The following is a 24,232-nucleotide window of genomic DNA, read 5'->3' as shown; positions in this document are numbered from 1 at the left end:
ATCAAAGAAATGAAAACATTGATCTTAGTGCGTCATGGAAAATCATCTTGGGACTATCAAGTTGCTGATCAAGATAGGCCATTACAGGAGCGGGGAATTAATGACGGCCATTTAGTAGGTTCCGAACTAAAATCGAAAGATGTTAAAATTGATGCCGCTTTTTCTAGTCCGGCTAATAGAGCTTTGCATACCTGTATGATTGTTTTACGCAAACTAGATTTTCCTTTGCGTAAACTACAGATTACTAAGGAATTGTATGATTTTTCAGGAGAAGATGTGTTGCGTTTTGTAAGAAATCTAGATAACCAATTTAAGACCGTTCTTATTTTTGGGCACAATTATGCTTTTACTCATGTAGCTAACAGCCTTGGTAGTATGGCTATTGACAATGTGCCCACAACAGGCATGGTACAAATAAATTTTATAGAAGATCGCTGGGAAAGCATTAAAAAGGGAAATACCGAACGGACTATATTCCCAAAACAACTCAAAAAATGATCAAATCAAAATACCAATATATTAACCGCGAAATAAGCTGGTTGCAATTCAACGAACGTGTGTTACAAGAAAGTGCCGATAAGAATGTACCCTTGATAGAGCGACTCAGATTTGTTGGGATTTTCTCCAATAACTTAGACGAATTTTTTAAGGTTAGGTACGCCACAGTAAAAAGGATAGTAGAGGCAGGAAGAACTGGCAAGAGTGTCTTAGGAGGTGAGATAGCAAAAGACCTGTTGGAAGAGATCACAGAAATCGTAATTAGGCAGCAGACTAAAAGTCTGAAGATCTTGGGCGACATAGAAAAGGAATTGGAGACTAAGAATATCTTTTTGATCAATGAAAGCGAAATAAAGGCTAGCCAGGCAGAATTCGTCAAGAGTTACTTTGCACAAAAGGTGAGTCCGGTTTTAATGACCATTATTCTTAATGATCTTGCAGAATTCCCTACACTAAAAGATACAGCGGCTTACCTAGCTGTAAAGATAATCTTGAAAAAAGATAAAAAACACCCAACGGAAGATGGTAAAATGGAAAAGCGCTATGCCCTTATAGAAATTCCAAAAGGTATAGATCGCTTTGTAGTTATTCCAAGTGAAGGGGATGAAAGTTATATCATTATGATAGATGATTTGATTCGATACTCTTTGGGTAATATCTTTAACATGTTCAATTATGAGTCCATAACGGCACATATGATCAAGATAACCCGTGATGCCGAATTGGATATTGACAACGATCTTAGTAAGAGTTTTATTGAAAAAATTTCCTCCAGTGTGGAACACCGTAAAATCAGTGATCCCGTCCGCTTCGTCTATGATAAAAATATAGGTAGGGATACTCTGAAATTCTTAAAGGACAAAATGAACGTTGAGGATACCGATAGTGTAATTCCTGGGGGGCGTTATCACAACCGAAGGGACTATATGGGTTTTCCAAGCTTGGGTAGGGAAGACTTAATGTACGAGAAAATCAAACCATTGCCTGTAAAGGATTTTGCAATGGAGGGTAGTTTGTTTAATCAGATCGCTCAAAAGGACTATTTACAATACACCCCATACCATACTTTTTCTTATGTCATAAGATTTTTACGGGAGGCAGCTCTGGACCCCAAAGTCAAAAGTATTAAGATTACGGTGTACCGCTTAGCGGACAATTCACAAGTGACCGCTTCGTTGATCAACGCAGTAAAAAATGGCAAACAAGTTACTGTTCAAATAGAGCTTCAAGCAAGGTTTGATGAGCAGGCCAATATTCAGTATGCAGAACAGTTGCAGGCAGAAGGAGTTAAGCTGATATTTGGGGTCCCAGGATTAAAGGTCCACAGTAAAATATGTCTTATAGAACGAGAAGAAGATGGCATCAATAAACGTTACGGCTTCATTAGTACAGGTAATTTTAATGAGGCTACAGCTAGGATCTATACAGATTACACCTTGTTTACCGCTAACGATTCCATTCTTAAAGAGTTGAATATGGTTTTTGATTTTTTCGAAACCACGTATAAGATCAATAAATACAAGCATCTTATTGTTTCGCCTCATTATACTAAAAACGTTTTCAAGAAACTGATCGACAAAGAAATAGAAAATGCAAAGGCGGGAAAAGAAGCATATATTAAGATTAAAATGAATAGTTTCACCTCTTATAAGATGGTAGATAAACTATATGAGGCCAGTAAGGCAGGGGTAAAGATTCAATTAATTATTAGGGGAATCTGTTGCTTGGTACCTGGGGTAAAAGGGTTGAGTGAAAATATTGAAGCTATTAGTGTAGTCGATAAATTCTTAGAACATCCAAGAGTATTCATTTTTTCAAATAATGGTGATCCCAAAGTATATATATCCTCGGCAGATTGGATGACCAGAAACTTAGATTATAGAGTAGAAGTTGGTTGTCCAATTTATGACACCGATTTAAAAAAGGAGCTATTGGAAACTTTTGAGATCTCTTGGAACGATAATGTAAAGGCAAGAATTTTTTGCGCCAATCAAGAAAATGCATATCGGAAAAATAACAAAGTCAAGGTGCGTTCTCAATTTGCAATTTATGACTACTACCTCCAAAAATTGAACGCTTAACCCAAGGTATTTTGAAAATAAGAAAGTTTGCAGCTATTGATATAGGATCTAATGCGATTCGTTTGTTGATTCAAAACGTTATAGAGGAAAAGGGTAAAAAGACCCAATTTAGAAAGAGCTCATTGATTAGGGTGCCTGTACGTTTAGGAGAAGAGTCCTTTACTGTTGGTGAAATATCAGAGTATAATGAAGAGCGTATTCTAAATACCATGAAAGCGTTTAAACTGATTATGGATGTAAATGGGGTAGAGAAATATATGGCCTGCGCTACTTCTGCCATTAGGGAGGCCAATAATGGATATGAGATTGTGGAACGGATTTATCGAGATTCTGGGGTTAAAATAGAAGTGATAGATGGAAAGAAGGAAGCCGCTATCATTGCTTCCACAGACTTGAAGCAACTTATTCAAAATGACAGATCGTACCTATATATTGACGTTGGTGGAGGGAGTACAGAATTTACACTTTTTACAGACGGGAAAATAAAAATTTCAAAATCCTTTAAAATTGGTACAGTTCGAATTCTTAACAATTTAGTGGGAGAGGGTATTTGGAAAAAAATAGAACTTTGGATTAAGGAGAACATTATAGGACTTAGTAATATGACCATCATTGGTTCTGGGGGAAACATCAATAAACTCCATAAAATGTCGGGCAGAAAAGAAGGGGAGCCTTTATCGTATATCTGGCTCAATGCTCAATACCACTTTTTGGAAAGTATGAGTTATGATAATAGGGTATCCGAACTAGGGTTGAATCCTGATAGGGCAGACGTTATTATTCCAGCCTCCCGTATTTATTTATCAGCTGCCAAATGGTGTGGAGCCAAGAAAATATATGTGCCTAAAATAGGATTGTCAGATGGTATAATCAAGACGATATACTATTCCGAGCAATAAGGGAATCAAATTGATATATTGTCTTTTTGCTGGTATTTTTTAGCCGTGTATAGATTCCTTGGTCCCTAGATTGTTCATTAGCTGAGCTTCATACATCAATAAATCTTGCCATTTTTGGTCAACCTCTTCACGGTCGCCATATTGACGAGCAAAGGTTAAAAACATGGTATAATGCCCAGCTTCACTTACCATCAACTTATGATAAAATTCTGCTAATTCCTTGTCCTTCAACTGCTCAGAAAGCAATCTAAAACGCTCACAACTCCTTGCCTCTATCAAAGCCGCATACAATAATCTATGAACTAGTTGTGTGGTGCGGCTACCGCCCTTAGGGAAAAACTTTAATAGTTCCAATACGTATTCATCTTTCCTATCTCTACCCAATACTTGTCCTCTTGCTATGATGCGGTCATGGACCATTTTAAAATGCCCCATCTCTTCCCTAGTAAGAGCTACCATTTCCTGAACAAGGTCTGTATATTCTGGAAAACCTACGATCAACGAAATTGCCGTTGCTGCTGCTTTTTGCTCACAGTAGGCATGATCGGTCAAGATTTCATCAATATTTTTTTCTACAATATTCACCCAACGAGGGTCTGTGGGTAGTTTAAGGCCTAGCATATGATTGAATTATTTGCCAAAAGTACAAGATTTTATAGAGTCATGAAAATCAAGACTGGTTATTTGGGATCTGGATATGTAAAAATCGTTTTAAGTGGTAGCAGGGATCTTAAAAATCAAGATCAAACTCTTTTCTCAAAATATCAATTGCCGGATTCTTTTCTCTTAACTTTTCGTATTTCTCTAAGGGAGTAAAGGCAAATTTTTTTGCTGTTTCCTCATTGACGGTTATGGTTAGGCTGATGAAATAGTTGTTCAATTTTTGCCTTAGGTATTCCATAAGATCATACTGTTCCCTTTCCACCTCTTTTTTCATGGTGTCATTGGGAAGTTCTATCCACATGGTAGTTGGATTTTTAAGCTTTGGAATGTCAGTATTCAGGTTGGAAGCCAAAATTTTTCTACCGTCCTTATCTAGTATTTCCACGAAATCTGCCCAATGTGCCTTCATCTGCTCTTCTGTAAATGCATCTTTAGGTAATTGGCTTTCATCAATAGTTTCATCCTTTCTATTCAGCTCATGTTCTTTTTTGGCTTTTAGACTAGATATGGAGAGGCCTGATACACGTTTTGATGGAATATTTATTGCTGGTTTTTGTACACTTTCATCAGGTTCATGGTTAGAAGGGCCATTGATTGGGATGGGTGGTTCTGCTACTAGAACTTCTGATGCTAATTCTTCAGGTATAACCATTGGCTCTGACACAGTAGCTCTGTCTGTTGTCTTGGGTGATGGTTCGGTATGGATTGTCTCGGTCGTTTCTTCCTTTTTCGGAGTCGGACTTACATTTTCACGACCTTTAAAAAAAGACGCAGGTATCAAATAGTCATTGATTCCTAAACGTTCAGATTTTTTTTTTTGGCCATCGAAGTCGATGGAGGCCAGTTTCATAAGGGTCAATTCTACAAGAAGCCGTTGGTTCTTACTGGACTTATATTTGAGGTCACAATCATTTGCAAGGTCAATGCCCTGCATTAAAAAGGGATTGGTCACCTTTTTAGATTGCTCCAAATAGTTTTTTTTAGCTTCGTCCCCTACCTCTAATAGTGTAATGGTATCTTGATGCTGGCATACCATCAGATCCCTAAAATGGGAAGCCAGGCCTGATATAAAATGGTGTCCGTCGAAGCCTTGGGACAATGTTTCATTGAACAAAATCAACAATGCTGGAATATTATGCGCCAGGATCAGGTCAGTGGCAGAAAAATAGGTATCGTAATCCAGGACATTCAAATTTTCGGTAACCGCCTTTCTAGTCAATTTTTTCCCTGAAAAACTAACTACCCTATCAAATATGGAAAGGGCATCACGCATAGCCCCATCTGCCTTTTGAGCTATGATATGCAATGCATCATCCTCAGCTTCTATTTCCTGATTTTCCGCAATATATTTAAGATATTCAGCGGCGTCCTTAACGGTAATCCGTTTAAAATCAAAAATTTGGCAACGGGATAAAATAGTAGGTATAATCTTATGCTTTTCGGTAGTTGCTAAAATAAAGATGGCATGTTTGGGTGGCTCCTCCAAAGTTTTCAGGAATGCATTGAATGCTGCCTGAGATAACATATGTACCTCATCTATGATATACACCTTGTACTTTCCCGTTTGGGGTGGAATCCTAACCTGGTCGGTAAGGTTTCTTATATCATCTACTGAATTGTTAGAGGCTGCATCAAGCTCAAAAATATTGAATGCAAAATCTTCATCGGTATGTTCGGTACCGTCTTCGTTTATTTTTTTTGCTAAAATTCTGGCACAAGTAGTCTTTCCCACACCTCTTGGACCGCAAAATAGCAGGGCCTGTGCCAAATGGTTGTTTTCTATGGCATTGAGCAGGGTGTTTGTAATAGTCTGTTGCCCAACAACATCTTTAAATGTTTGGGGTCTATATTTTCTGGCAGATACTACAAATGGTTCCACGAATATGATCTTTAGCGCAGTCTGGAATGTACCAGATACTACGAGTTACAAATATAAAAATAGCATTGCACAAAGTGGCTAGTTTGAAATAGATTAACCACTTTTTTATCAACAATTGAAGTATCTTTGCACCTAGCAGGTCGCTCTATCGCTCCCAATGAAAATTGGGGGAGGAAAGTCCGGACACCATAGTGCAGTATAGCGGGTAACGCCCGTCCGCCGAGAGGTGAGGACAAGTGCAACAGAAAGTATGTACAGGTAATGCTGTAGTGAAACCAGGTAAACTCTATGCGGTGCAACGTCATGTAAATCAGTGCTTGAGGGCTGCACGCCCGAGCTGAAGGGTAGGCGGTTCGAGCTTTTGGGTAACCAAAGGCCTAGATAAATGATAGGGGGTTCCTGATGATTCAGGATGAACAGAATCCGGCTTATGACCTGCTTTTTTTTTGTTTTATTAAAAGGGTAGTTTGCCTAGGTCTACATTCCCTCCAGATAAAATAATACCCACCTTTTTACCTTTAAAGAAGTCTTTTTCTCTTAAGAGCGCTGCAAACGGAACAGCACAAGAAGGTTCAATAATAATTTTCATTCGTTCCCAAATGAGGTGCATAGCTTCAATGATTTCTTTTTCCTCTACTCTAATGATCATTTCCACATAATCCATAATGATAGGAAAGTTTATATCCCCTAGTTCTGTTCTAAGTCCATCAGCAATGGTATCGGTAGATTCATTACGAACTATTTTGCCGGTTTTTAAAGATTGGTAGGCATCGTCAACATTAAAAGGTTCACCTCCAATAGTATTGCAATGACGTCCAAAAAAATGGGCTGCCAAAGCTGTTCCTGCAATAAGTCCACCGCCTCCTACTGGAGTCATGATATAATCTAGATCTGGATGATCTTCCAAGAGTTCCATCGTTGCCGTGCCTTGTCCTAGAATTACATTGAAATTGTTGGAAGGATGCAAGAATGTAGCACCGTATTTTAAGACAATCTCTTGCGCTGCTTTTTCCCTTGATGGCAAATTTGGTTCACATTCAATAACTTCGCCTCCATAACTACGAACTGCATTTTTCTTTACCTGAGGAGCATTGTTGGGCATAATAATATATGCTTTAACACCAATTGATCTAGCCGCCAAGGAAAGGGCTTGGGCAAAGTTGCCAGAAGAATGAGTAACAACGCCTTTAGCTTTCTGTTCATCTGTAAGCGTACTTATGGCGTGGACAGCCCCTCTCATTTTAAAGGATCCTGAACGTTGAAAATTTTCACATTTAAAGTATAGGTCAACCTTGGAATGCTCATTTAGTAGGGTGGAGGTCAAAACTGGTGTACGGTGAATATATTCTTGTACAATGGCTTTACAATCGAGGAGGAGATTCCTAGTTATGCGTGTCATACTTTAAGAAGATTTTTCAAAAAAACTAAAAACGCTTACCCCATACCTTCTTTGGTTAGAAAAATGTTCTAATTGGGATAGATCGGTGTATTTGGAATGCTCAATGATTAGAACACCATTTTCCAAAAGAAGATCGTTCTTAAAAACTAAATTGGGTATTTTAGAGAAATCTTCTAAGGACATATCGTAAGGCGGGTCGGCAAAAATAATGTTAGATTTAACGCTGGCTTTTTCTAAGTAACTAAACGCATCACTCTTTATAATAGAAATATTGAAGTCTAGTTCCTTTGAGATGTGATTTATGAATTTTATGCAACCATAGTCGGCATCTACGCTGACTATTTTTTCCGTTCCTCTGGATGCAAATTCAAAACTTATATTTCCAGTACCCGAAAAAAGATCTAAAACGCTTATTTCGTTAAAATAATATTGATTGTTCAGGATGTTGAATAAGGCCTCTTTAGCCATATCCGTAGTAGGTCTTACGGGAAGCTTTTTAGGGGCAACGATTCTTTTTCCTTTATTGGTACCTGATATAATTCGCATTAAAGAGTATTTAGTACTGTAAAATCTATGGCGTCATCCTTGTCATTTCCCGTGATATGGGCAATGTTGGAAGGGACAAAAATAGAGATATTTTTTATGTAGTCATATGAAATACCATAGATGTCATCATCCTCATCTATGGCTCCAAAGAGCTTTAATTTAACGGTACTGGTATCTAATTTTAGTTCTTCAAGGGTAAATAGAAGGTAATAAATGAAGTCTTCCTTTGTATTGTATTTGAAACTGTTGTGTAATAGTAATTTTTTATTGGAGATAACGGTGATATCCAATTGCTTTTCGCCAACATGTACATAACTGATAGCATCATTGCCCAGTTGTGGAGTGTTTAGTAGTGATTCTACCATGACTGTACTACTATGTTTAAATTCGAACTCCCCAAAAAGTTCATAAATGTAATTATTAACATTCATGAAGGGTACATAAACATTCATAAGGTCATTGCGCTCCAACTCATCGTAAACAATGACATCGTTGGTTAGGATTTTGGCATTGAATTTAAGGTAATTTGCCAATTCACCTTCATCAAATAGGGCTTTGGGAACTAAACTAAAAAGTTGGTTTTTGTGGATTGCAATTACCTCAGAGAAAGAAACCTTCGCAACCCGGTACTTCTCAAAAATCTCCTTTACTTTTTTTAAAAGTTCTAAAGGATTTACTTCCTTCTCAAACACAACATTTTCTGAGGCTAGTATGTGGTTGTCCACAGTGTCAAGAACACAAAAAGAAAGTCCATTCAAACTAATTTGAATGGACAACTTATGGTAATCAGATTTAGATTGCTCTAAATTATCTAATGTCATTTTTTCTGTCATAAATCGGAGGCCAGTTACCATTGGTACTTACATCAGTTAAGGAACCAACTATTATTTCACTGCCGTTTACTTCCTCAACACTGTTATGTACATTTTCCCTAGCCAAAAGTTCTTTTGGTTGGTCACCCAAAACAACGTCTTTCTTTACTTTGGCTTCAAAAACCGGAGCCTTGTATCCGCTTTTCTCAATGATGTCTGCTTTCATTTCAAACTTTTCACCTTTTGTTGCGTAAGGAACATTCATCATTGTTTTGAATCGGGTATCTTTTTTGAATAAGGAGTCCTTTACAGATACAAACCCAAGGGTATCGACAATTTTTACTTCTTGTAGCATGTCAATGCCATAGGTTTTGTTAAACTCCATATAAGAGGAGTCCCTTTGCTGGGTTATGGTGTATTTCCCAGTATCAACAAAACTTATAAGGGAGTTAAAATCATTAGCGTACTTTCCATTAGCAGATTTATAAGCTTCTTGGGAATTTCTAATATCCTTTAAAACCGAAATTACTTTTGAAAAACGTTGCTCTTTTACTTTTTTGAATTCTATGGGACCATTTACGGACTTATAAATTAAAAATCCTAAACCGATACATGATATCCAAAGTAAAATTTGTATTATGCTCTTCATTTTCTAAGTGTTAATTTAATTTTAGTGGTTATCACAAATCTACAATTTTTTTTTAATCACAAAAGTATTTGCCCTTAAAAATCCTGATTATCTTTGAAGCCATATGAACGCAATCACAGCCTCATCTTTCACCACTATTTTACGTGAAAAATTCCCTTACGATCCAACCTTAAAGCAAAACGTTGTGCTTGAAAAACTAGCAGATTTTGTTTTATCCAAGGAAAAAGAGGTGGTATTTATGCTTAAGGGATTTGCAGGAACAGGAAAAACCACTATGATAGGAGCACTGGTTACCAATTTATGGCAGACCAATATGAAAGCTGTTCTTATGGCTCCAACAGGTAGGGCAGCCAAAGTTATGTCCAATTATTCCAACACGCAATCCTACACCATACATAGAAAGATCTATTTTCCTAAAAAACAAAGTGGGGGCGGAGTTCAATTTGTGCTTTCTCCGAACAAACACCGCAATACCATCTTTATTGTAGATGAGGCATCCATGATTCCGGATACGGCTGCGGATTCTAAGCTGTTCGAAAACGGATCCTTGTTAGACGATCTAATAATGTATGTCTACTCTGGTCATAATTGTAAATTAATTTTAATTGGAGATACAGCCCAATTACCCCCAGTACACTTAAATTTAAGCCCTGCGTTGGATGAAAATCAAGTAGCCTTAAATTATAATAAGGAGGTAATAATGTTTGAGATGGATGAAGTGGTAAGGCAGGCTGTAGATTCTGGAATACTGGTGAATGCAACCAATCTAAGGGAACAGTTACAAAGCGAATATTTTGATGATTTTAAATTTGATGTCACTCCTTATAAGGATATAGTTAGGCTTGTAGATGGTAATGAGATACAAGAGGCAATAGACAGTTCCTACTCACAAAATGGAAAAGAGGAAACAGCGATTATTGTCCGGTCCAACAAAAGGGCCAATCTCTACAATGAGAACATCAGGAATAGGATTCTTTATCTTGAAAATGAAATTGCAGTGGGCGATTTTATGATGGTGGTGAAGAACAATTACTTTTGGTTGGAACCCCAAACTGAAGCTGGCTTTATAGCAAATGGAGATATTATTGAAGTCTTGGAAATTTTCGACATTAAAGAACTTTATTCTTTCAAGTTTGCAGAAGTAAGGGTCAAAATGGTCGATTACCCTAATCAAAAACCCTTCGAAACAGTTTTGCTCTTAGATACCATACAGGCCGAAACCCCTTCTCTTTCTTACGAGGATGGTAATAGATTATATCAGGAGGTGATGAAGGATTATACCCATGAAACTTCAAAATATAAAAAGTTCCTAGCGATAAAGAACAACAAGTTTTTTAATGCCCTTCAAGTCAAGTTTTCTTATGCCATTACCTGTCATAAGTCTCAAGGGGGGCAATGGGATACCGTATTTGTAGAGCAACCTTATCTCCCCAATGGAATTGATAAGGAATATCTCCGTTGGTTGTACACGGCAGTAACTAGGGCAAAGCGTCAATTGTACCTAATTGGATTTAAGAACGATTTTTTTGTTGATTGAGAATAGCCTAATTTTAAAGCTAGAATATCTGGAATGACTACAGAATCTATCATAAGCATATTTTTAGGAATTGGCCTTGCTGCTTCCGCAGGCTTTAGGGTTTTTCTACCTTTATTTGCACTTAGCCTTGCTTCTTATTTTGGTGCTTGGGACCTTAATGGCAATTGGGAATGGTTGTCTAGTCTTTCGGCATTGGCAGTATTTGGTGTAGCCACCACCATAGAAATTTTTGCATATTTTATACCTTGGGTAGATAATCTTTTGGATAGTTTTGCTATTCCATTAGCAGGAATTGCGGGAACAGTAGTCATGGTGTCTACCGTAGCAGATTTGGAGCCATTGGTTACGTGGATCTTGGCCATCATTGCCGGGGGAGGAACTGCCACAGCAATTAAAGGAGCTTCGGCTACCAGTAGATTGGCTTCCACAGCAACAACGGGAGGGTTGGCAAACCCTATTATATCTGCTGTGGAAACAGGAACTGCTTTAGTGGTTACCATTTTGTCCTTATTAGTACCTATAGCGGCGGTTATTTTAGTAATCGTAATTTTGGGATTTATTTTTAATATTTATAGGAAGCTAAGGCCAAAAATCTAATTTTTAATTCAAGTATAAATGAAAATTATAGCAATGATCCCCGCGCGTTACGCGGCTTCTAGATTTCCAGGTAAATTGATGCAGGATCTAGTAGGGAAACCCGTTATTGTGAGAACCTATGAAGCGGCGGTTAGTACCCAGCTTTTTCATGAGGTCTATATAGTTACAGATAGTGCTCTTATATTTGATACTATTGTAAAGGCCGGGGGCAAGGCGATTATGAGCGTCAAGGAGCACGAGTGCGGTAGTGATAGGATTGCAGAGGCCGTTACAAATATGGATGTTGATATTATTGTAAATGTTCAGGGTGATGAACCTTTTACCGAAAAGGAAAGTTTAGCGAGTGTATTGGAGGTTTTTAAGCACGACCCTAATAAAGAAATCGATTTGGCTTCCTTAATGACTAAAATTACAGATTGGGAAGAAATCAGCAATCCTAATACCGTTAAGGTCATTGTGGATCAAAACAACTTTGCCCTTTATTTTTCTAGATCTCCCATACCCTATCCAAGGGCTAAAGAGGCGAACGCGCCATATTATAAACATAAAGGTATTTATGCCTTTAGGAAAAGTGCTTTAATGGATTTTCAACGTTTACCAATGTTGGTGTTGGAGGCCACAGAAAAAATAGAGGCTATTAGGTATCTGGAATACGGCAAAAAAATAAAAATGGTAGAGACCCATGTGACAGGCATAGAAATTGATACTCCTGAAGATTTGGAAAGAGCAAAGAAAGTATGGAAGTAGACTACAGCAATATTACGGTTATTGGTTTTGATGCCGATGATACCCTTTGGGTTAATGAAACTTATTTTAGAGAGGCAGAAGACCAATTTTGCAATTTAATGGAGAACTATGAGACCAAAAATAAGGTAGACCAAGAACTCTTTAAAATGGAAATAAAGAACCTTAACCTTTACGGTTATGGGATTAAGGGGTTTATGTTGTCCATGATTGAATCTGCCTTGGAATTGTCTAACAACAAAATCCCGCAAGCTACTATTTCCGAGATTATCGAAATAGGGAAACAGATGTTATCACGTCCAGTAGAATTATTAGAAGGCGTTGAAGAGGTGTTGCAGAAACTAGAGAATCATTATAGGTTGATTGTTTTGACAAAAGGAGACCTATTGGATCAGGAACGAAAATTGGAAAAATCAGGGTTGTCCAAGTATTTTCATCACGTGGAGGTTTTGAGTGATAAAAAGGAAGAGAATTACCAACATTTATTGGATCATTTGGAGATTCCCGTTTCTCAATTTTTGATGATAGGCAATTCCTTGAAATCAGATGTTCTACCCTTAATCAATATTGGGGCTCAGGCAACCCATGTTCCTTTTCATACGACTTGGGCCCATGAAGAAGTGCCTAAAGAACAACAAGGGAACGGACATTTAACATTAAATACCCTGACAGATATATTGAAATATCTACCAGAAGGCAAAATAGCTAAATAAAGCAATAAACATTAGATCTCTAGTATGACAAAATACAGGAATTTTCCTATGGTGCCTAGAGTGGTTTTCGGCCAAGGTTGTTTTAAACAACTCGGTGAAATATTGTTGCCAAAAAGGAGGAGTTCAGAGGTTCCCTTTATTTTTTTGGTTGATGATGTTTTTGAAGGGCATATTTTAGTAAATAGTATTCCCTTGCTTTTTAATGATCAGATCATTTTTATTTCTGCAGAAGAGGAACCAAAAACACATCAGGTTGACGCTTTAGTCGCCCAAATTAAAAATAGTTACTCTGAATTGCCTTCAGGGATCATTGGAATTGGTGGAGGTACGTTATTGGATTTAGCCAAGGCTACGGCAATAATGTTAACTAATGCAGGAAGTGCTTCGGAATATCAAGGATGGGATTTGGTCAAAAAACCTGCAATTTATCATGTAGGAATACCCACAATCAGTGGTACGGGATCAGAAGTTTCCAGAACTACTGTCTTATTGGGGCCAGAGAAAAAATTAGGAATCAATTCAGATTTCACTCCTTTTGATCAAGTGATTTTAGATCCAGATTTAACCCAAGGAGTTTCAAAGAAACAATGGTTCTACACTGGTATGGATTGCTATATCCATTGTGTAGAATCCCTTAATGGAACCTACTTGAATGCTTTTAGCCAAAGTTATGGGGAGAAGTCATTGGAGTTGTGCAAGGAAGTTTATCTTGATGCATTATCACCTGAAGATTCCCGGGATAAGTTAATGATGGCCTCTTGGCATGGAGGTATGAGTATTGCGTATTCCCAAGTAGGAGTGGCACATGCATTGAGCTATGGACTTTCTTATCTATTGGGGGTTAAACATGGTATTGGCAATTGTCTGGTATTTCAACATTTGGAAGAATTTTATCCAGAAGGGGTGGCCTTGTTCGATCAAATGAGGAAAAAGCATCAGATAGAACTTCCAAAAGGGATCTGTGCTAATTTAAGTGAGTCTGAATTTGATACCATGATTAAAGTGGCTATGAGTTTGGAGCCACTTTGGGAAAATGCAGTAGGTAAAGAGTGGCGAAAAACCATTACACCACAAAAATTGAAATCTATTTACGAAAAAATATAATCCTTAAGGATAAGAATTGATTTTGTGTTTAACAAAATCTATACTTTGATTTTTAAAATTCAATATTACTATGCAGGCACTAGCGAAATTTATTTATTATAAAATATTGGGATGGAAGACAGTAGGTACATTTCCGGACGTAGATAAATGCGTGATTATCGTAGTACCTCATACTAGTTGGGTAGATTTCTTTTTGGGGTTATTGATACGAAAGGTTTGGAATCAGGAGATCAATTATATTGGCAAAAAAAGTCTTTTTGACTCTCCTTTTGGTTGGTTTTTTCGATGGACGGGTGGAGCACCGATTGATCGTAGTAAAAGTAATGATACTGTTAGGGCAACCGCAAAAGTTTTTGAAACTAGAAAGGTGTTTAGATTAACATTGGCTCCCGAAGGAACCCGTAAAAAGGTAACCGAATGGAAAACTGGGTTTTATTATATAGCCAAAGAAGCCAAGGTGCCCATAGTGATGGTAGCTTTTGATTTTGGCAAGAAACAGATCAAGGTTTCTCAACCACATTTCCCTTCTGAGAATATGGAGCAAGACCTAAAGGTGTATAAGGAATTTTATAAAGGTGTCTTGGGTAAGGTTCCAGAATATAGCTTCTAGATAGTATCTATCGTAAACCAGCCCTAGCCAACTTCATTTCAAAATGCATCTATGTATTTTTTTACATGGATTGTTAATGCAGCTATAAGTAAGGAATTACCCTTAATTAATTGAATGTTGCAGTTTGTAATACCATGGTAAGTAATTTTTCCTTGTGAAATGCTATGGCACCTATCTTGAACAACATCCGATGCCCATGAGTTGAATAAAAAATTAATCTGAGAGTGTCATTGAGTTTTAAAACTCATATCAGAACTTTTCTCTTCCCAGCCCAAAAAAGATTTTTATTTTTTTAAAACCCTGTTTATTGATTTTCCGTAGGTAAGTGAAATAACAGCAATAACATTTATGAATAGGAATATATTAAAATCAGGTTTGTCCCTTTTTGTGGCAGTAGTAGCATTGCCTTCTTGTTATTAGGATGATAATGACAATCAAGATTCACTAAAAAGTGCTCAGCTCTATGCCACTAATAACAATGACGGTGATGTTATATGATATGAATACTGGTGAGTCAAAGAAACTAACCACTTCAGCATCAGCAGCCGAAGGAGTTTATTATGATGGGGATACGGACGAGATCATTCTCGCTTCCTGTTCATCCAATCAAATCAATGCCTACACAAGTATTTCATCTATTTTAGGAAGTGTTGCAATTACGGCTTCAATATCCAGTTCATCGGATGTTCAGAGCCCAAGGGATATAGCAGTGAACAACAGTTTTGTAATTGTTTCGGATAACGCAGATGTGGATACGGCAACCGCAGATGGTAGATTGTTTGTTTATTCAAGGGCAAATAGTGCATTGACCTTAAGAAATGTCCTGACTATAGATTTTGCACTCTGGGGAATAGAAATGGGGGACAATGATTTATATGCCGTGGTGGATAAGACTAATCAATTAGCGGTATTTGCTAATTTTACGGTGACTAAGACGACCAATGCAACGGTGAGTGCTTCCAAAAGAATAGCCATAGAAGGAATAGTTAGGACCCATGGTTTGGCCTACAGAAATGGCACTATGATCTTAACGGACATAGGGGATGCTGCATCGGATAGCGATGGAGGTTTTCATGTGATCACAAATTTCGATTCTAAGTTCAGTGCTGTAAGTAATGGAGGTGTAATGGCCGTGGCCGGGAATCAAACAAGGGTTGCAGGTTCTGCCACGATGATGGAAAATCCTGTTTCAGTAGATTACGACGCTGTTTCCAATACAGTTTTTATTGCTAATGCTGCCAATGGTGGTGGTAGGGTATTGGCTTTTACAAATACCAACGCAGAGGGCAATATAGCTCCAAGCACAAATTATACGTTGTCTAAAGCATCTTCACTTTATTTTTATAGTAATTAAAGAGATAGTAATAAGTTAGTTAGTTTGGTTTTATTTTAGATTGTTTAGTTAAAAAAGGGCCATTGCATTTGCAATGGCCCTTTTTTTATTTTTTAAAATAGGATCTACGTTACTCCTGCATAGAATGGTAAACGTTCTGCACGTCATCGTCCTCTTCTATTTTTTCCAGCAGTTTCTCTACATCTGTAATTTGTTCTTCTGTAAGCTCTCTGGTAATCTGTGGAATGCGTTCAAAACCGGAAGAAAGGATTTCGATGCCCCTTGTTTCCAATTCCTTCTGGATAGAACCAAAACTTTCAAACGGTCCATAGATTAAGATGCCATCTTCGTCGGCAAATACTTCTTCTGCTCCAAAATCGATCATTTCCAATTCCAGTTCTTCAGGATCTATTCCTTCAGCTGGTATCCTAAAATTACATGTATGGTCGAACATAAATTCCACCGAACCCGATGTCCCCAAACTCCCGTTGCATTTATTAAAATAACTTCTGACATTCGCAACCGTTCTGGTGTTGTTATCGGTGGCAGTCTCTACTAATATGGCAATCCCGTGAGGGGCATACCCCTCGAACAATACTTCTTTATAATCCCCAAGACTTTTGTCACTCGCCCTTTTTATGGCGCGTTCTACATTGTCTTTGGGCATGTTTACGGCTTTAGCATTTTGAATGACTGCTCTTAGCCTAGAATTCGAATCTGGATCTGGTCCACCTTCTTTAACAGCCATAACAATATCCTTACCTATCCTTGTAAATGCTTTGGACATGGCAGACCAACGTTTCATTTTACGTGCCTTTCTAAACTCAAAAGCTCTTCCCATTTCTTTAATCGATTATAATGCTGTTGGCAAATGTAATAATTTTTAGAACTGATGCAAGATCAGTTTTATTCGCTTTCTACGATATTTTCAATGGTAGCTGCCAGTTTAAAATCTTTTTCAGTTACGCCTCCTGCATCGTGTGTGCTTAACCTAATAGTTAAGGTTTTGTATACGTTGCTCCACTCCGGATGATGGTTTTGAGCTTCACATTCAAAGGCAATACGTGTCATAATAGAGAAGGTCTCCTTAAAGTTTTCGAATTCAAAGGTGGTCTGTATAGCGTCATCGGCATAATCCCAACCTTCCAGTTGATCCAAACGTTCCTCTATTTCCTGCGGTGTCATTTTTTTCATCTTCTTAAGATTTTTGTTTTACTAAGTTAGGCATTACAAATGCCAAGGAATAGTATTTAACTGTACTTTTTTATTTTGTGAGTTAACTATAAATATGATGGTCTATAATATCTTGGTAATTTACCTGTAAGTTTTTTGGTAATGTATTCGTTTTTGGTAAAACAGCTAAGAAACGGTCTTCGTTAGTGGTAAATACTCTTTTAAAAATGGGGTTGAAAAGGCCTAATTTTTTTACGATGTCTTTTATAAAATCTTCATGGTGCACCAGGTCTATACTTCCTAAATGGTAAATGCCACTTTTATTTCTATTGATTAGGTAATGAATCTGCTGGGTCAGCTTATCATCATTGGACACATTAATTATAAGGTTGGGAAAGACTTCAATAGGCTCATTATTAACCAATGCCGTCTTTAATTCTTTTATTCTAGGCGAGTTATTGCCAAAGACCATTGGGACCCTAATAATACCCATTTTTTCTTTGGGCAATCGGAGCAGCATGTTTTCGATTTTAATTTTGAGTCTTCCGTACACGCTTAAGGACAGGGTTTTGTCATACTCGTAAGAAGGAAATTTACTGTAAGCATCAAATACGTTTCCCGAGGAAATAAAATATATTTGGCAATCGTTTTTCTCGATATATTCCATCATATGTTGATGGGCCTGAATTTGGGAAGCAAAGTCACCGCGTAAGGCAGAAATGATCAATTTGGGCTTTATTTTTTCTAATAAGGGAACAATGTCATCTTCCTGCAAGTCGTATCGGAAAAACTTCTTATTGTCCTCAAATGATCTTCGAGCACAATAGTATGTTCCGTAAGTGTCAAAATAGGGGTAAAGCTCTTTATATAGGGCATTGCCTAAGAATCCACTTCCACCTAATATGAGAATTTTTTTAGTCTCCAATAATTAAAAAATTGATAATCCAGTTTGTGTGGTAAATTGCTCTAAGGCGATCATCCCCAGTTTTGAATTTCCTTTAGCATTAAGTCCAGGAGACCATGTTGCTATACAGTACTGATTTGGCAATAAGGCCACTATACCACCACCGACTCCACTTTTTCCTGGGAGGCCGACCTCAAAGGCGAATTCGCCGGCTTCGTCATAAAAACCACAGGTCAACATGATGGCGTTGACCCTTTTTACCTGGTTGATATTTAAAAAGGCGTTCCCTCTGCGGCATTTACCCCTATTCATAAATATGTAGAATACCTCCGTGAGTTGTCTACAGGACATTTTCAGAGAACATTGGTGAAAATAAAAATCGAGCACATCGTCTACATTGTTTTTTATGTTCCCGTAAGACTTTAATAGATTGGCTGCAGCAAAGTTTTTGTACCCCGATCTTTTTTCTGACTCTGCCACCACCTCGTCATAGGCTATGTCTTCATCATTAGCCATACTTTTTACATAGGCAAGAAAGTCGGCCTTCGGATTTTCCAAATGTGAAATCAATATGTCGGCTATTACAAGAGCACCAGCATTGATCAATGGATTCCTTGGAATACCATTTTCCAGTTCTAATAATGATAGGTGGTTAAAAGGGTCACCAGAAGGTTCTACACCTACACGTTTCCATAGTTCATCACCCATTATGGCAAAAGCCTGGGAGAGGGAGAGTACCTTGGAGATGCTCTGTATGGAAAATGCTTCTTCGGAATCCCCTGTTCCAAAATGATTTCCTTGTGCGTCTATAAGGTGCATACCAAATTTATTCCTATCTATATGTGCCAATTCTTGAATGTAGGAAGCAACTGTGCCTCGGTCTTTCACCGATTTAAAATTGTGGGCAATATGTTCCAATACATCTTGGAAGTTGTTCATTAAGCTTTGTAAAAAGGTAATTTTATTACGGTGGCCGGTATGCTATTTTTTCTTATTTGGATATGGATAGTACTTCCAATTTTGGACAGTTCTGTAGGGACATATCCTAGACCAATTCCTTTTCCCATTGACGGGGACATGGTGCCGGAGGTAACAATACCTATTTTGGATCCATTTTCGTCCACAATATCATAATCGTGTCTTGGAATACCTTTTTCGTTCAGTTCAAAAGCGATTAGTTTGCGTTTAACTCCTTCTTCTTTCTGTTTGGCCAAAGCCTCGCTGTTTACAAAATCCTTAGTGAATTTGGTAATCCAACCCAATCCTGCTTCCAGTGGGGATGTTGTATCATTAATATCATTTCCATAAAGGCAATATCCCATTTCCAGTCGCAAGGTATCTCTTGCTGCTAAGCCAATAGGTTGTATTCCAAAAGCTGCACCGGCTTCAAAAACACGTTTCCAGATTTGTTCTGCATCTTCATTTTTGCAATAAATTTCAAATCCGCCAGAGCCAGTATATCCAGTTGCAGAAATAATCACATAATCAACGCCTGCAAAAGGGGCTACTTCAAAGGTGTAAAATTTAATATTGGCCAAATCCACATCGGTTAGTGGTTGCATGGCTTCAATGGCCTTAGGGCCCTGAATCGCTAATAAAGAAAATCCTTCTGAGATGTTCTTCATAATTGCATTTATGGATGCATTGTATTTGGTAATGTGGGCCCAATCCTTATCTATGTTGGAGGCGTTAACCACCAATAAATACTGTTCTTCCTTTAGTTTGTATATAATAAGGTCATCTACGATACCTCCTGTTTCATTAGGCAAACAGCTATATTGTGCTTTCCCGATTTCCAAATTGGACGCATCATTGGAGCTTACTTTTTGAATGAGATCTAGGGCATTTGGCCCTTCAATCAAAAATTCGCCCATATGGGAAACATCAAAAACACCAACCCCATTACGAACGGTCTCGTGTTCTATATTTACTCCTTCGTAGGAAACAGGCATATTATAACCAGCAAAAGGCACCATTTTGGCCCCTAATGATTCATGTATTTTAGTAAGTGCTGTACTTTTCATTCGTTTGGTTTTGTGGTGCAAATTTATTGAAAATTAATAGATGGGGGAGAGGAGTTCCTGAATGTTTTATATAAAGTATTGTTAATAGGAATTATGAAGGTAAAATAGCTTTGTTTTGTTCTTATTATTAAGATATCAATTAAATTATTTATTTTCATGCCATCAAAAATGAACCAAATGAAAGTTGCTTCCTTATTTTTTCTATTTTTTTCGATGGCATTGTTAACTGCACAAGAGAGACCTGCAGATTTTTTATCTGCGGATTTTCACAAGGAGAGAAGGGAAAAGGTGCGCGACTTGATGCCCGCGAATAGTGTGGCTGTTTTTTTTGCCAATCCAGAACGTAACAGGGCCAATGACGTAGACTATATCTACCATCAAGATCCAGATTTTTATTATTTAACAGGATATAAGGAACCGAATTCTGTCTTGATCATATTTTCTGAGAACCAGACAGCAGACAATGGAAACTCTTTTAATGAATTGGCTTATGTACAAGAAAAGGATCCACGGGCTGAACAGTGGAATGGGAAAAGATTGGGAGTGGATGGGGTGAAAGAAGAGCTAGGCTTTGATATAGCATTTAATGGAAGTGAATTTGAAAAATCGGATATCAATTTTAAAGGCTTTGATAGTGTGTTATTTTTCGATTTTAAGAACGATTACAGGGATTTAAGAGGTAATGCAGACCTGTTCGATTTGATAAAGACATTTAAAGTTAAAACAAATTATCCTTCGGACTATAATGCTAAAAAGCAGCAGATCTATAGTATGATTACCTCCACGGATGTTGAAAATAGTGCCAATGTAGCCCAAACCTTGGGCAGGTATTTAAATTATGAAGAAGATTTAAAATCCGATCAATTGTTAACGGGGTATGTAAATGCGGAAGACAATGGGAAGCGAAAGGAGATCCAGGAAAAGGTGAAGTTGGAATTAAAATCTAACAATTTAAATTCCACAATTTTAGAGGAAATTATGAATACGCTCCGAGAAACGAAAACGGGAGAGGAAATGGTTTTGTTAAAAAAGGCTATTGAAATATCTGCTGTCGGGCAAATTGAAGTAATGAAGGCAATGCATCCTAATATGAGTGAAACGGAAATACAAGGAATTCATGAATATGTTTATAAAAAATATGGCGCTGAGTACGAGGGCTATCCTTCAATTGTTGGTGGTGGGAACAATGGTTGTATTTTACACTACATTGAAAACAATAAACAAAAGGTAGGCAATGATTTGGTATTGATGGATCTAGGGGCCGAGTATCATGGGTATACCGCTGATGTGACTAGGACGATTCCCGCTAATGGCAAATTCACTAAAGAACAAAAATCAATATATGACATTGTATATAATGCACAGGAAGCAGGCATAAAGGCCAGTGTAGTTGGAGCACCTTTTCAAGCTCCTGGGAAGGCTGCTTTAGAGGTTGTCACAAAAGGTTTGATCGATCTTGGTATTATTTCATCGGCGAGTGAGGTAAAGACTTATTTTCCTCATGGAACCTCCCACTATTTAGGATTGGATGTGCATGATAAGGGTACCTATGGTTCATTTCAGGAAAATACCGTTATTACAGTTGAACCTGGGATTTACATTCCAGAAGGTAGTGATTGTGATAAAAAATGGTGGGGCATTGCTGTTCGTATCGAAGACGATATTTTAATTACGAAAAAAGGTCCTATAAACCTTTCAGGTATGGCTCCAAGAACAACAGAGGCCATAGAGAAAACAATGGCCATGCCTAGTGTTCTTGACAACTTTACTTTGCCGAGCTTGGATTAATATGAACATTTAAGGTTATAGGAATTAGTTAGATAATAAATAATTTTTGAGCTCTTTATACCCTGAAATAGCAATTGCTATTTTCTTTTTGTCCATTATTTTTGCAATCTTTTCAGGAAGATCAATATTTTCTCTGATGGTGTCCTCAACAATATCTAAGAATTTCACGGGATGTGCGGTCTCGAGAAAAACACCATAGGTATTTGGGTGATTTTTCTGATATTTCTTTAGTCCTAAGTATCCAACAGCACCGTGTGGATCTGCAACATAAGAACAATCATGATAGATTTTGAGCATGGCTTCCCTAGTCTCTTCATCAGTAAAAGAATAGGAAGAAATATTTTTCGAGATGGTTTCAAAATCATCTTGGTACAAATGACGTATCCTGATAAAGTTACTTGGATCCCCCACGTCCATCGCATTGGAGATGGTTGCAATAGATGGTTTTGGTTCGTATCTACCCGTTTTCATAAAATTAGGAACAATATCATTTACGTTGGTAGCAGCAATAAAATGGTTGCAGGGCATCCCTAATTTTTGCGCCATAATCCCTGCGCAGATATTTCCAAAATTACCACTAGGAATAGAAAAAATAAGTTCCTTTCCTTTGGATTTGGCCTGCTTGTAAGCAAACAGAAAATAAAATAATTGGGGCAGCCATCGCGCCACATTAATTGAATTTGCAGAAGTTAACTGCATGTTTTTCGAAAGTTCATCATCGAGAAATGCGGTTTTTACCATTCTTTGGCAATCATCAAAAGTCCCCGCCACCTCCAGGGCGCTGATGTTTTTTCCTAAGGTAGTTAGTTGTTTTTCTTGAATATCACTAACTTTTCCGCTTGGATATAGAATAACCACTTTTACCCCTTTAACCCCAAGAAACCCGTTGGCTACTGCTCCTCCAGTGTCCCCCGATGTGGCTACCAATACCGTTATCTCATTATTCTCCTTGGCAGAAAACTCTCCAAGGCAACGGGCCATAAAACGAGCCCCAACATCTTTAAAGGCCAAGGTAGGTCCATGAAACAATTCCAAGGTCGCTACATTTTCTTCCAATTCCACTAGCGGGAAATCAAAGTCGAGAACATCTGAAATTATCTCTTTTAATTTACCTTCTGGAATCTCTTCTCCAATAAATTGTTGGATCGCCAAAAACGCAATCTCATGATTGGATAAGTCTTCTATCCGATCAAAAAAAGAAGCTGGTAAAGGGGAGATACTTTCTGGGAAATACAATCCTCTGTCTGGGGCTATACCTTGTACAACTGCATCTTTAAAGGAAACAGATGGTGCTTGCTTGTTGAGACTGTAGAAGTTCATTTAATTATAGATTTAGTAATTATATGATAAGGGTTATTTAATAATTTTTATCCCTTCAATATTGATTTTTGATACATGGATGTCATAATCTATTCCGATTTTTTGATAGACCTCACGCATGGCATTAGCTACTTCTTTGGCGTTGGGTTCTCCTTGGCTTAAAGCAAATATGGATGGTCCAGAACCCGATATACCGCAACCCAAAGCTCCTGCTAAAAGCGACTCGGATTTGACCTTGTCGAAGCCTGGAATCAAAATGGAGCGAATTGGTTCCACAATAAAATCTTCTAAAGACCTACCTATTAGCCCATAGTCTTCTGTGTAGAGACCCGCGATTAAGCCACCTAGATTTCCCCATTGTTTTATTCCATCTTCCAAGGAAATGGTGGTCTTGAGAATTTTCCTAGAATCTGATGTTTTTATTTCTATTTGTGGATGGATTACCGTGGCGAATAATTCACTTGGGCTATTGATCTTAACAACATCAAGAGGAGCATAACTGCGGACCAAGGTAAAGCCTCCAAAAATAGCAGGGGCCACATTATCGGCATGGGCAACCCCACTTGCCAAACGTTCTCCTTCCATGGCGAATTTTACCAACTCCAAATTACTAAAGGGCTTGCCCAATAATTGGTTCATGGCCCATACCGCACCGGCCGCGCTTGCCGCGCTACTGCCTATGCCGCTTCCAGCCTTTATTTTCTTGTAAATTTCAATTTCGAAACCACCATCGTAATCGCTCTCAGCCAATAAGGCCAAGCCTGCAACACCTGCCACATTTTGATGGGTTTCCATAGGTAAGTCCTGCCCAGTTAATTTGGTAATCTTAATGCCCTTTTCGGTAGTCTTGCGTACAACCATCTCATCTCCTACAGAGTCCAATGCCAGTCCAAGGACATCAAAACCACAGGAAACATTGGCGATAGTTGCAGGGCAAAATACTTTTATAGCCTCCATAG

General features: G+C 37.9%; 24 protein-coding genes and 1 other RNA gene. 12 read left to right on the top strand and 13 right to left on the bottom strand.

Annotated features, from left to right (window positions below):
• The first annotated feature begins 9 nt into the window (after window positions 1–9).
• Genes ABXZ36_RS10570 through ABXZ36_RS10560 form a run of 3 tightly spaced genes read left to right on the top strand, consistent with a single transcriptional unit; the run spans window position 10 to window position 3,478 of the window.
• Window positions 10–498 (top strand): SixA phosphatase family protein, encoded by a 489-nt coding sequence (locus tag ABXZ36_RS10570; protein WP_354615493.1) that lies wholly within the window; start codon window positions 10–12, stop codon window positions 496–498.
• Entirely contained in the window at window positions 495–2,579 is a 2,085-nt protein-coding gene (ppk1, locus tag ABXZ36_RS10565; protein ID WP_354615491.1) for a polyphosphate kinase 1, read from the top strand. Before ABXZ36_RS10570 ends, ppk1 begins: the two co-directional genes overlap by 4 nt.
• A gap of 11 nt (window positions 2,580–2,590) precedes the next feature.
• Window positions 2,591–3,478 (top strand): Ppx/GppA phosphatase family protein, encoded by an 888-nt coding sequence (locus ABXZ36_RS10560; protein ID WP_354615490.1) that lies wholly within the window; start codon window positions 2,591–2,593, stop codon window positions 3,476–3,478.
• A 39-nt stretch (window positions 3,479–3,517) separates the two neighbouring features.
• Here the strand turns inward: ABXZ36_RS10560 and ABXZ36_RS10555 are convergent, their stop codons facing one another.
• Window positions 3,518–4,099 carry a MiaE family protein gene (locus ABXZ36_RS10555; RefSeq protein ID WP_354615489.1) on the bottom strand — a complete coding sequence of 194 codons (582 nt, stop codon included), beginning with the start codon at window positions 4,097–4,099 and terminating at the stop codon, window positions 3,518–3,520.
• 109 nt (window positions 4,100–4,208) lie between these two features.
• Window positions 4,209–6,020, bottom strand: coding sequence for a DNA polymerase III subunit gamma/tau (locus tag ABXZ36_RS10550; RefSeq protein WP_354615488.1), 1,812 nt, complete (start codon window positions 6,018–6,020; stop codon window positions 4,209–4,211).
• 132 nt (window positions 6,021–6,152) lie between these two features.
• On the opposite strand from ABXZ36_RS10550, the gene rnpB reads away from it, so the two are divergent.
• An RNA gene (gene rnpB / locus ABXZ36_RS10545) (RNase P RNA component class A) lies at window positions 6,153–6,466 on the top strand.
• An 8-nt stretch (window positions 6,467–6,474) separates the two neighbouring features.
• Here the strand turns inward: rnpB and ABXZ36_RS10540 are convergent.
• Genes ABXZ36_RS10540 through ABXZ36_RS10525 form a run of 4 tightly spaced genes read right to left on the bottom strand, consistent with a single transcriptional unit; the run spans window position 6,475 to window position 9,426 of the window.
• Window positions 6,475–7,419, bottom strand: a complete 945-nt coding sequence (locus tag ABXZ36_RS10540) for a threonine ammonia-lyase (protein ID WP_354615487.1) — start codon at window positions 7,417–7,419, stop codon at window positions 6,475–6,477.
• A 3-nt stretch (window positions 7,420–7,422) separates the two neighbouring features.
• The gene (locus tag ABXZ36_RS10535; RefSeq protein WP_354615486.1) at window positions 7,423–7,965 is read right to left on the bottom strand and encodes an RsmD family RNA methyltransferase; all 543 of its coding nucleotides are present in this window, start codon (window positions 7,963–7,965) and stop codon (window positions 7,423–7,425) included.
• The gene (locus ABXZ36_RS10530) at window positions 7,965–8,786 is read right to left on the bottom strand and encodes a DUF3822 family protein (RefSeq protein WP_354615485.1); all 822 of its coding nucleotides are present in this window, start codon (window positions 8,784–8,786) and stop codon (window positions 7,965–7,967) included. The genes ABXZ36_RS10535 and ABXZ36_RS10530 overlap by 1 nt, the downstream gene beginning before the upstream one ends.
• Window positions 8,773–9,426, bottom strand: a complete 654-nt coding sequence (locus ABXZ36_RS10525) for a hypothetical protein (protein WP_354615484.1) — start codon at window positions 9,424–9,426, stop codon at window positions 8,773–8,775. The genes ABXZ36_RS10530 and ABXZ36_RS10525 overlap by 14 nt, the downstream gene beginning before the upstream one ends.
• A 103-nt stretch (window positions 9,427–9,529) precedes the next feature.
• Between ABXZ36_RS10525 and ABXZ36_RS10520 the strand changes: the two genes are divergently transcribed.
• The 7 genes from ABXZ36_RS10520 to ABXZ36_RS10490 all read left to right on the top strand — a co-directional run bounded on the left by ABXZ36_RS10520 (window position 9,530) and on the right by ABXZ36_RS10490 (window position 16,085).
• Entirely contained in the window at window positions 9,530–10,963 is a 1,434-nt protein-coding gene (locus ABXZ36_RS10520) for an ATP-dependent DNA helicase (protein ID WP_354615483.1), read from the top strand.
• 33 nt (window positions 10,964–10,996) lie between these two features.
• Window positions 10,997–11,560, top strand: a complete 564-nt coding sequence (locus ABXZ36_RS10515) for a DUF4126 domain-containing protein (RefSeq protein ID WP_354615482.1) — start codon at window positions 10,997–10,999, stop codon at window positions 11,558–11,560.
• Between the two features lie 18 nt (window positions 11,561–11,578).
• Window positions 11,579–12,307, top strand: a complete 729-nt coding sequence (gene kdsB, locus ABXZ36_RS10510; RefSeq protein ID WP_354615480.1) for a 3-deoxy-manno-octulosonate cytidylyltransferase — start codon at window positions 11,579–11,581, stop codon at window positions 12,305–12,307.
• Window positions 12,298–13,017: an HAD family hydrolase gene (locus ABXZ36_RS10505; protein WP_354615478.1), complete on the top strand. Its 720-nt coding sequence runs from the start codon at window positions 12,298–12,300 to the stop codon at window positions 13,015–13,017. The genes kdsB and ABXZ36_RS10505 overlap by 10 nt, the downstream gene beginning before the upstream one ends.
• Window positions 13,018–13,041: 24 nt before the next feature.
• Window positions 13,042–14,121 (top strand): iron-containing alcohol dehydrogenase family protein, encoded by a 1,080-nt coding sequence (locus ABXZ36_RS10500; RefSeq protein WP_354615477.1) that lies wholly within the window; start codon window positions 13,042–13,044, stop codon window positions 14,119–14,121.
• 70 nt (window positions 14,122–14,191) lie between these two features.
• Window positions 14,192–14,731, top strand: coding sequence for a 1-acyl-sn-glycerol-3-phosphate acyltransferase (locus ABXZ36_RS10495; RefSeq protein ID WP_354615476.1), 540 nt, complete (start codon window positions 14,192–14,194; stop codon window positions 14,729–14,731).
• A gap of 463 nt (window positions 14,732–15,194) precedes the next feature.
• Window positions 15,195–16,085: a hypothetical protein gene (locus ABXZ36_RS10490; protein ID WP_354615474.1), complete on the top strand. Its 891-nt coding sequence runs from the start codon at window positions 15,195–15,197 to the stop codon at window positions 16,083–16,085.
• Window positions 16,086–16,194: 109 nt separating this feature from the next.
• Here the strand turns inward: ABXZ36_RS10490 and ABXZ36_RS10485 are convergent, their stop codons facing one another.
• From ABXZ36_RS10485 to gcvT, 5 genes are all read right to left on the bottom strand, one after another.
• Window positions 16,195–16,905, bottom strand: a complete 711-nt coding sequence (locus ABXZ36_RS10485; protein ID WP_354615472.1) for a YebC/PmpR family DNA-binding transcriptional regulator — start codon at window positions 16,903–16,905, stop codon at window positions 16,195–16,197.
• A gap of 65 nt (window positions 16,906–16,970) precedes the next feature.
• The gene (locus ABXZ36_RS10480; protein ID WP_354615471.1) at window positions 16,971–17,258 is read right to left on the bottom strand and encodes a 4a-hydroxytetrahydrobiopterin dehydratase; all 288 of its coding nucleotides are present in this window, start codon (window positions 17,256–17,258) and stop codon (window positions 16,971–16,973) included.
• Between the two features lie 82 nt (window positions 17,259–17,340).
• Window positions 17,341–18,162: a sugar nucleotide-binding protein gene (locus tag ABXZ36_RS10475; RefSeq protein ID WP_354615470.1), complete on the bottom strand. Its 822-nt coding sequence runs from the start codon at window positions 18,160–18,162 to the stop codon at window positions 17,341–17,343.
• Between the two features lie 3 nt (window positions 18,163–18,165).
• Window positions 18,166–19,080 carry a glutaminase gene (locus ABXZ36_RS10470; protein WP_354615469.1) on the bottom strand — a complete coding sequence of 305 codons (915 nt, stop codon included), beginning with the start codon at window positions 19,078–19,080 and terminating at the stop codon, window positions 18,166–18,168.
• Window positions 19,080–20,165, bottom strand: a complete 1,086-nt coding sequence (gcvT, locus tag ABXZ36_RS10465; protein ID WP_354615467.1) for a glycine cleavage system aminomethyltransferase GcvT — start codon at window positions 20,163–20,165, stop codon at window positions 19,080–19,082. Before gcvT ends, ABXZ36_RS10470 begins: the two co-directional genes overlap by 1 nt.
• A gap of 177 nt (window positions 20,166–20,342) precedes the next feature.
• On the opposite strand from gcvT, the gene ABXZ36_RS10460 reads away from it, so the two are divergent.
• Window positions 20,343–21,953, top strand: a complete 1,611-nt coding sequence (locus ABXZ36_RS10460) for an aminopeptidase P family protein (protein ID WP_354615466.1) — start codon at window positions 20,343–20,345, stop codon at window positions 21,951–21,953.
• Window positions 21,954–21,977: 24 nt separating this feature from the next.
• Here the strand turns inward: ABXZ36_RS10460 and thrC are convergent, their stop codons facing one another.
• Both thrC and ABXZ36_RS10450 read right to left on the bottom strand, forming a co-directional pair.
• Window positions 21,978–23,273, bottom strand: coding sequence for a threonine synthase (gene thrC / locus ABXZ36_RS10455; protein WP_354615465.1), 1,296 nt, complete (start codon window positions 23,271–23,273; stop codon window positions 21,978–21,980).
• A 33-nt stretch (window positions 23,274–23,306) separates the two neighbouring features.
• Window positions 23,307–24,230: a homoserine kinase gene (locus tag ABXZ36_RS10450; RefSeq protein WP_354615464.1), complete on the bottom strand. Its 924-nt coding sequence runs from the start codon at window positions 24,228–24,230 to the stop codon at window positions 23,307–23,309.
• Window positions 24,231–24,232 lie beyond the last annotated feature (2 nt).

The sequence above is a fragment of the Sediminicola arcticus genome (assembly GCF_040566695.1).
Lineage (GTDB): Bacteria > Bacteroidota > Bacteroidia > Flavobacteriales > Flavobacteriaceae > Sediminicola > Sediminicola arcticus.
Note: the sequence above shows the minus strand (reverse complement) of the source record. Positions and strands in the feature narration are given on the sequence as shown.

Excerpts from the sequence above, each read along its gene's own strand:
- ABXZ36_RS10530 (WP_354615485.1), bottom strand. The coding sequence starts at position 8,786 with ATGACATTAGATAATTTAGAGCAATCTAAATCTGATTACCATAAGTTG.
- ABXZ36_RS10495 (WP_354615476.1), top strand. The coding sequence starts at position 14,192 with ATGCAGGCACTAGCGAAATTTATTTATTATAAAATATTGGGATGGAAG.
- ABXZ36_RS10540 (WP_354615487.1), bottom strand. The coding sequence starts at position 7,419 with ATGACACGCATAACTAGGAATCTCCTCCTCGATTGTAAAGCCATTGTA.
- ABXZ36_RS10505 (WP_354615478.1), top strand. The coding sequence starts at position 12,298 with ATGGAAGTAGACTACAGCAATATTACGGTTATTGGTTTTGATGCCGAT.
- ABXZ36_RS10525 (WP_354615484.1), bottom strand. The coding sequence starts at position 9,426 with ATGAAGAGCATAATACAAATTTTACTTTGGATATCATGTATCGGTTTA.
- gcvT (WP_354615467.1), bottom strand. The coding sequence starts at position 20,165 with ATGAAAAGTACAGCACTTACTAAAATACATGAATCATTAGGGGCCAAA.
- ABXZ36_RS10570 (WP_354615493.1), top strand. The coding sequence starts at position 10 with ATGAAAACATTGATCTTAGTGCGTCATGGAAAATCATCTTGGGACTAT.
- ppk1 (WP_354615491.1), top strand. The coding sequence starts at position 495 with ATGATCAAATCAAAATACCAATATATTAACCGCGAAATAAGCTGGTTG.
- ABXZ36_RS10485 (WP_354615472.1), bottom strand. The coding sequence starts at position 16,905 with ATGGGAAGAGCTTTTGAGTTTAGAAAGGCACGTAAAATGAAACGTTGG.
- kdsB (WP_354615480.1), top strand. The coding sequence starts at position 11,579 with ATGAAAATTATAGCAATGATCCCCGCGCGTTACGCGGCTTCTAGATTT.
- ABXZ36_RS10535 (WP_354615486.1), bottom strand. The coding sequence starts at position 7,965 with ATGCGAATTATATCAGGTACCAATAAAGGAAAAAGAATCGTTGCCCCT.
- ABXZ36_RS10500 (WP_354615477.1), top strand. The coding sequence starts at position 13,042 with ATGACAAAATACAGGAATTTTCCTATGGTGCCTAGAGTGGTTTTCGGC.
- ABXZ36_RS10490 (WP_354615474.1), top strand. The coding sequence starts at position 15,195 with ATGCCACTAATAACAATGACGGTGATGTTATATGATATGAATACTGGT.
- ABXZ36_RS10520 (WP_354615483.1), top strand. The coding sequence starts at position 9,530 with ATGAACGCAATCACAGCCTCATCTTTCACCACTATTTTACGTGAAAAA.
- ABXZ36_RS10480 (WP_354615471.1), bottom strand. The coding sequence starts at position 17,258 with ATGAAAAAAATGACACCGCAGGAAATAGAGGAACGTTTGGATCAACTG.
- thrC (WP_354615465.1), bottom strand. The coding sequence starts at position 23,273 with ATGAACTTCTACAGTCTCAACAAGCAAGCACCATCTGTTTCCTTTAAA.
- ABXZ36_RS10450 (WP_354615464.1), bottom strand. The coding sequence starts at position 24,230 with ATGGAGGCTATAAAAGTATTTTGCCCTGCAACTATCGCCAATGTTTCC.
- ABXZ36_RS10515 (WP_354615482.1), top strand. The coding sequence starts at position 10,997 with ATGACTACAGAATCTATCATAAGCATATTTTTAGGAATTGGCCTTGCT.
- ABXZ36_RS10555 (WP_354615489.1), bottom strand. The coding sequence starts at position 4,099 with ATGCTAGGCCTTAAACTACCCACAGACCCTCGTTGGGTGAATATTGTA.
- ABXZ36_RS10470 (WP_354615469.1), bottom strand. The coding sequence starts at position 19,080 with ATGAACAACTTCCAAGATGTATTGGAACATATTGCCCACAATTTTAAA.
- ABXZ36_RS10460 (WP_354615466.1), top strand. The coding sequence starts at position 20,343 with ATGAAAGTTGCTTCCTTATTTTTTCTATTTTTTTCGATGGCATTGTTA.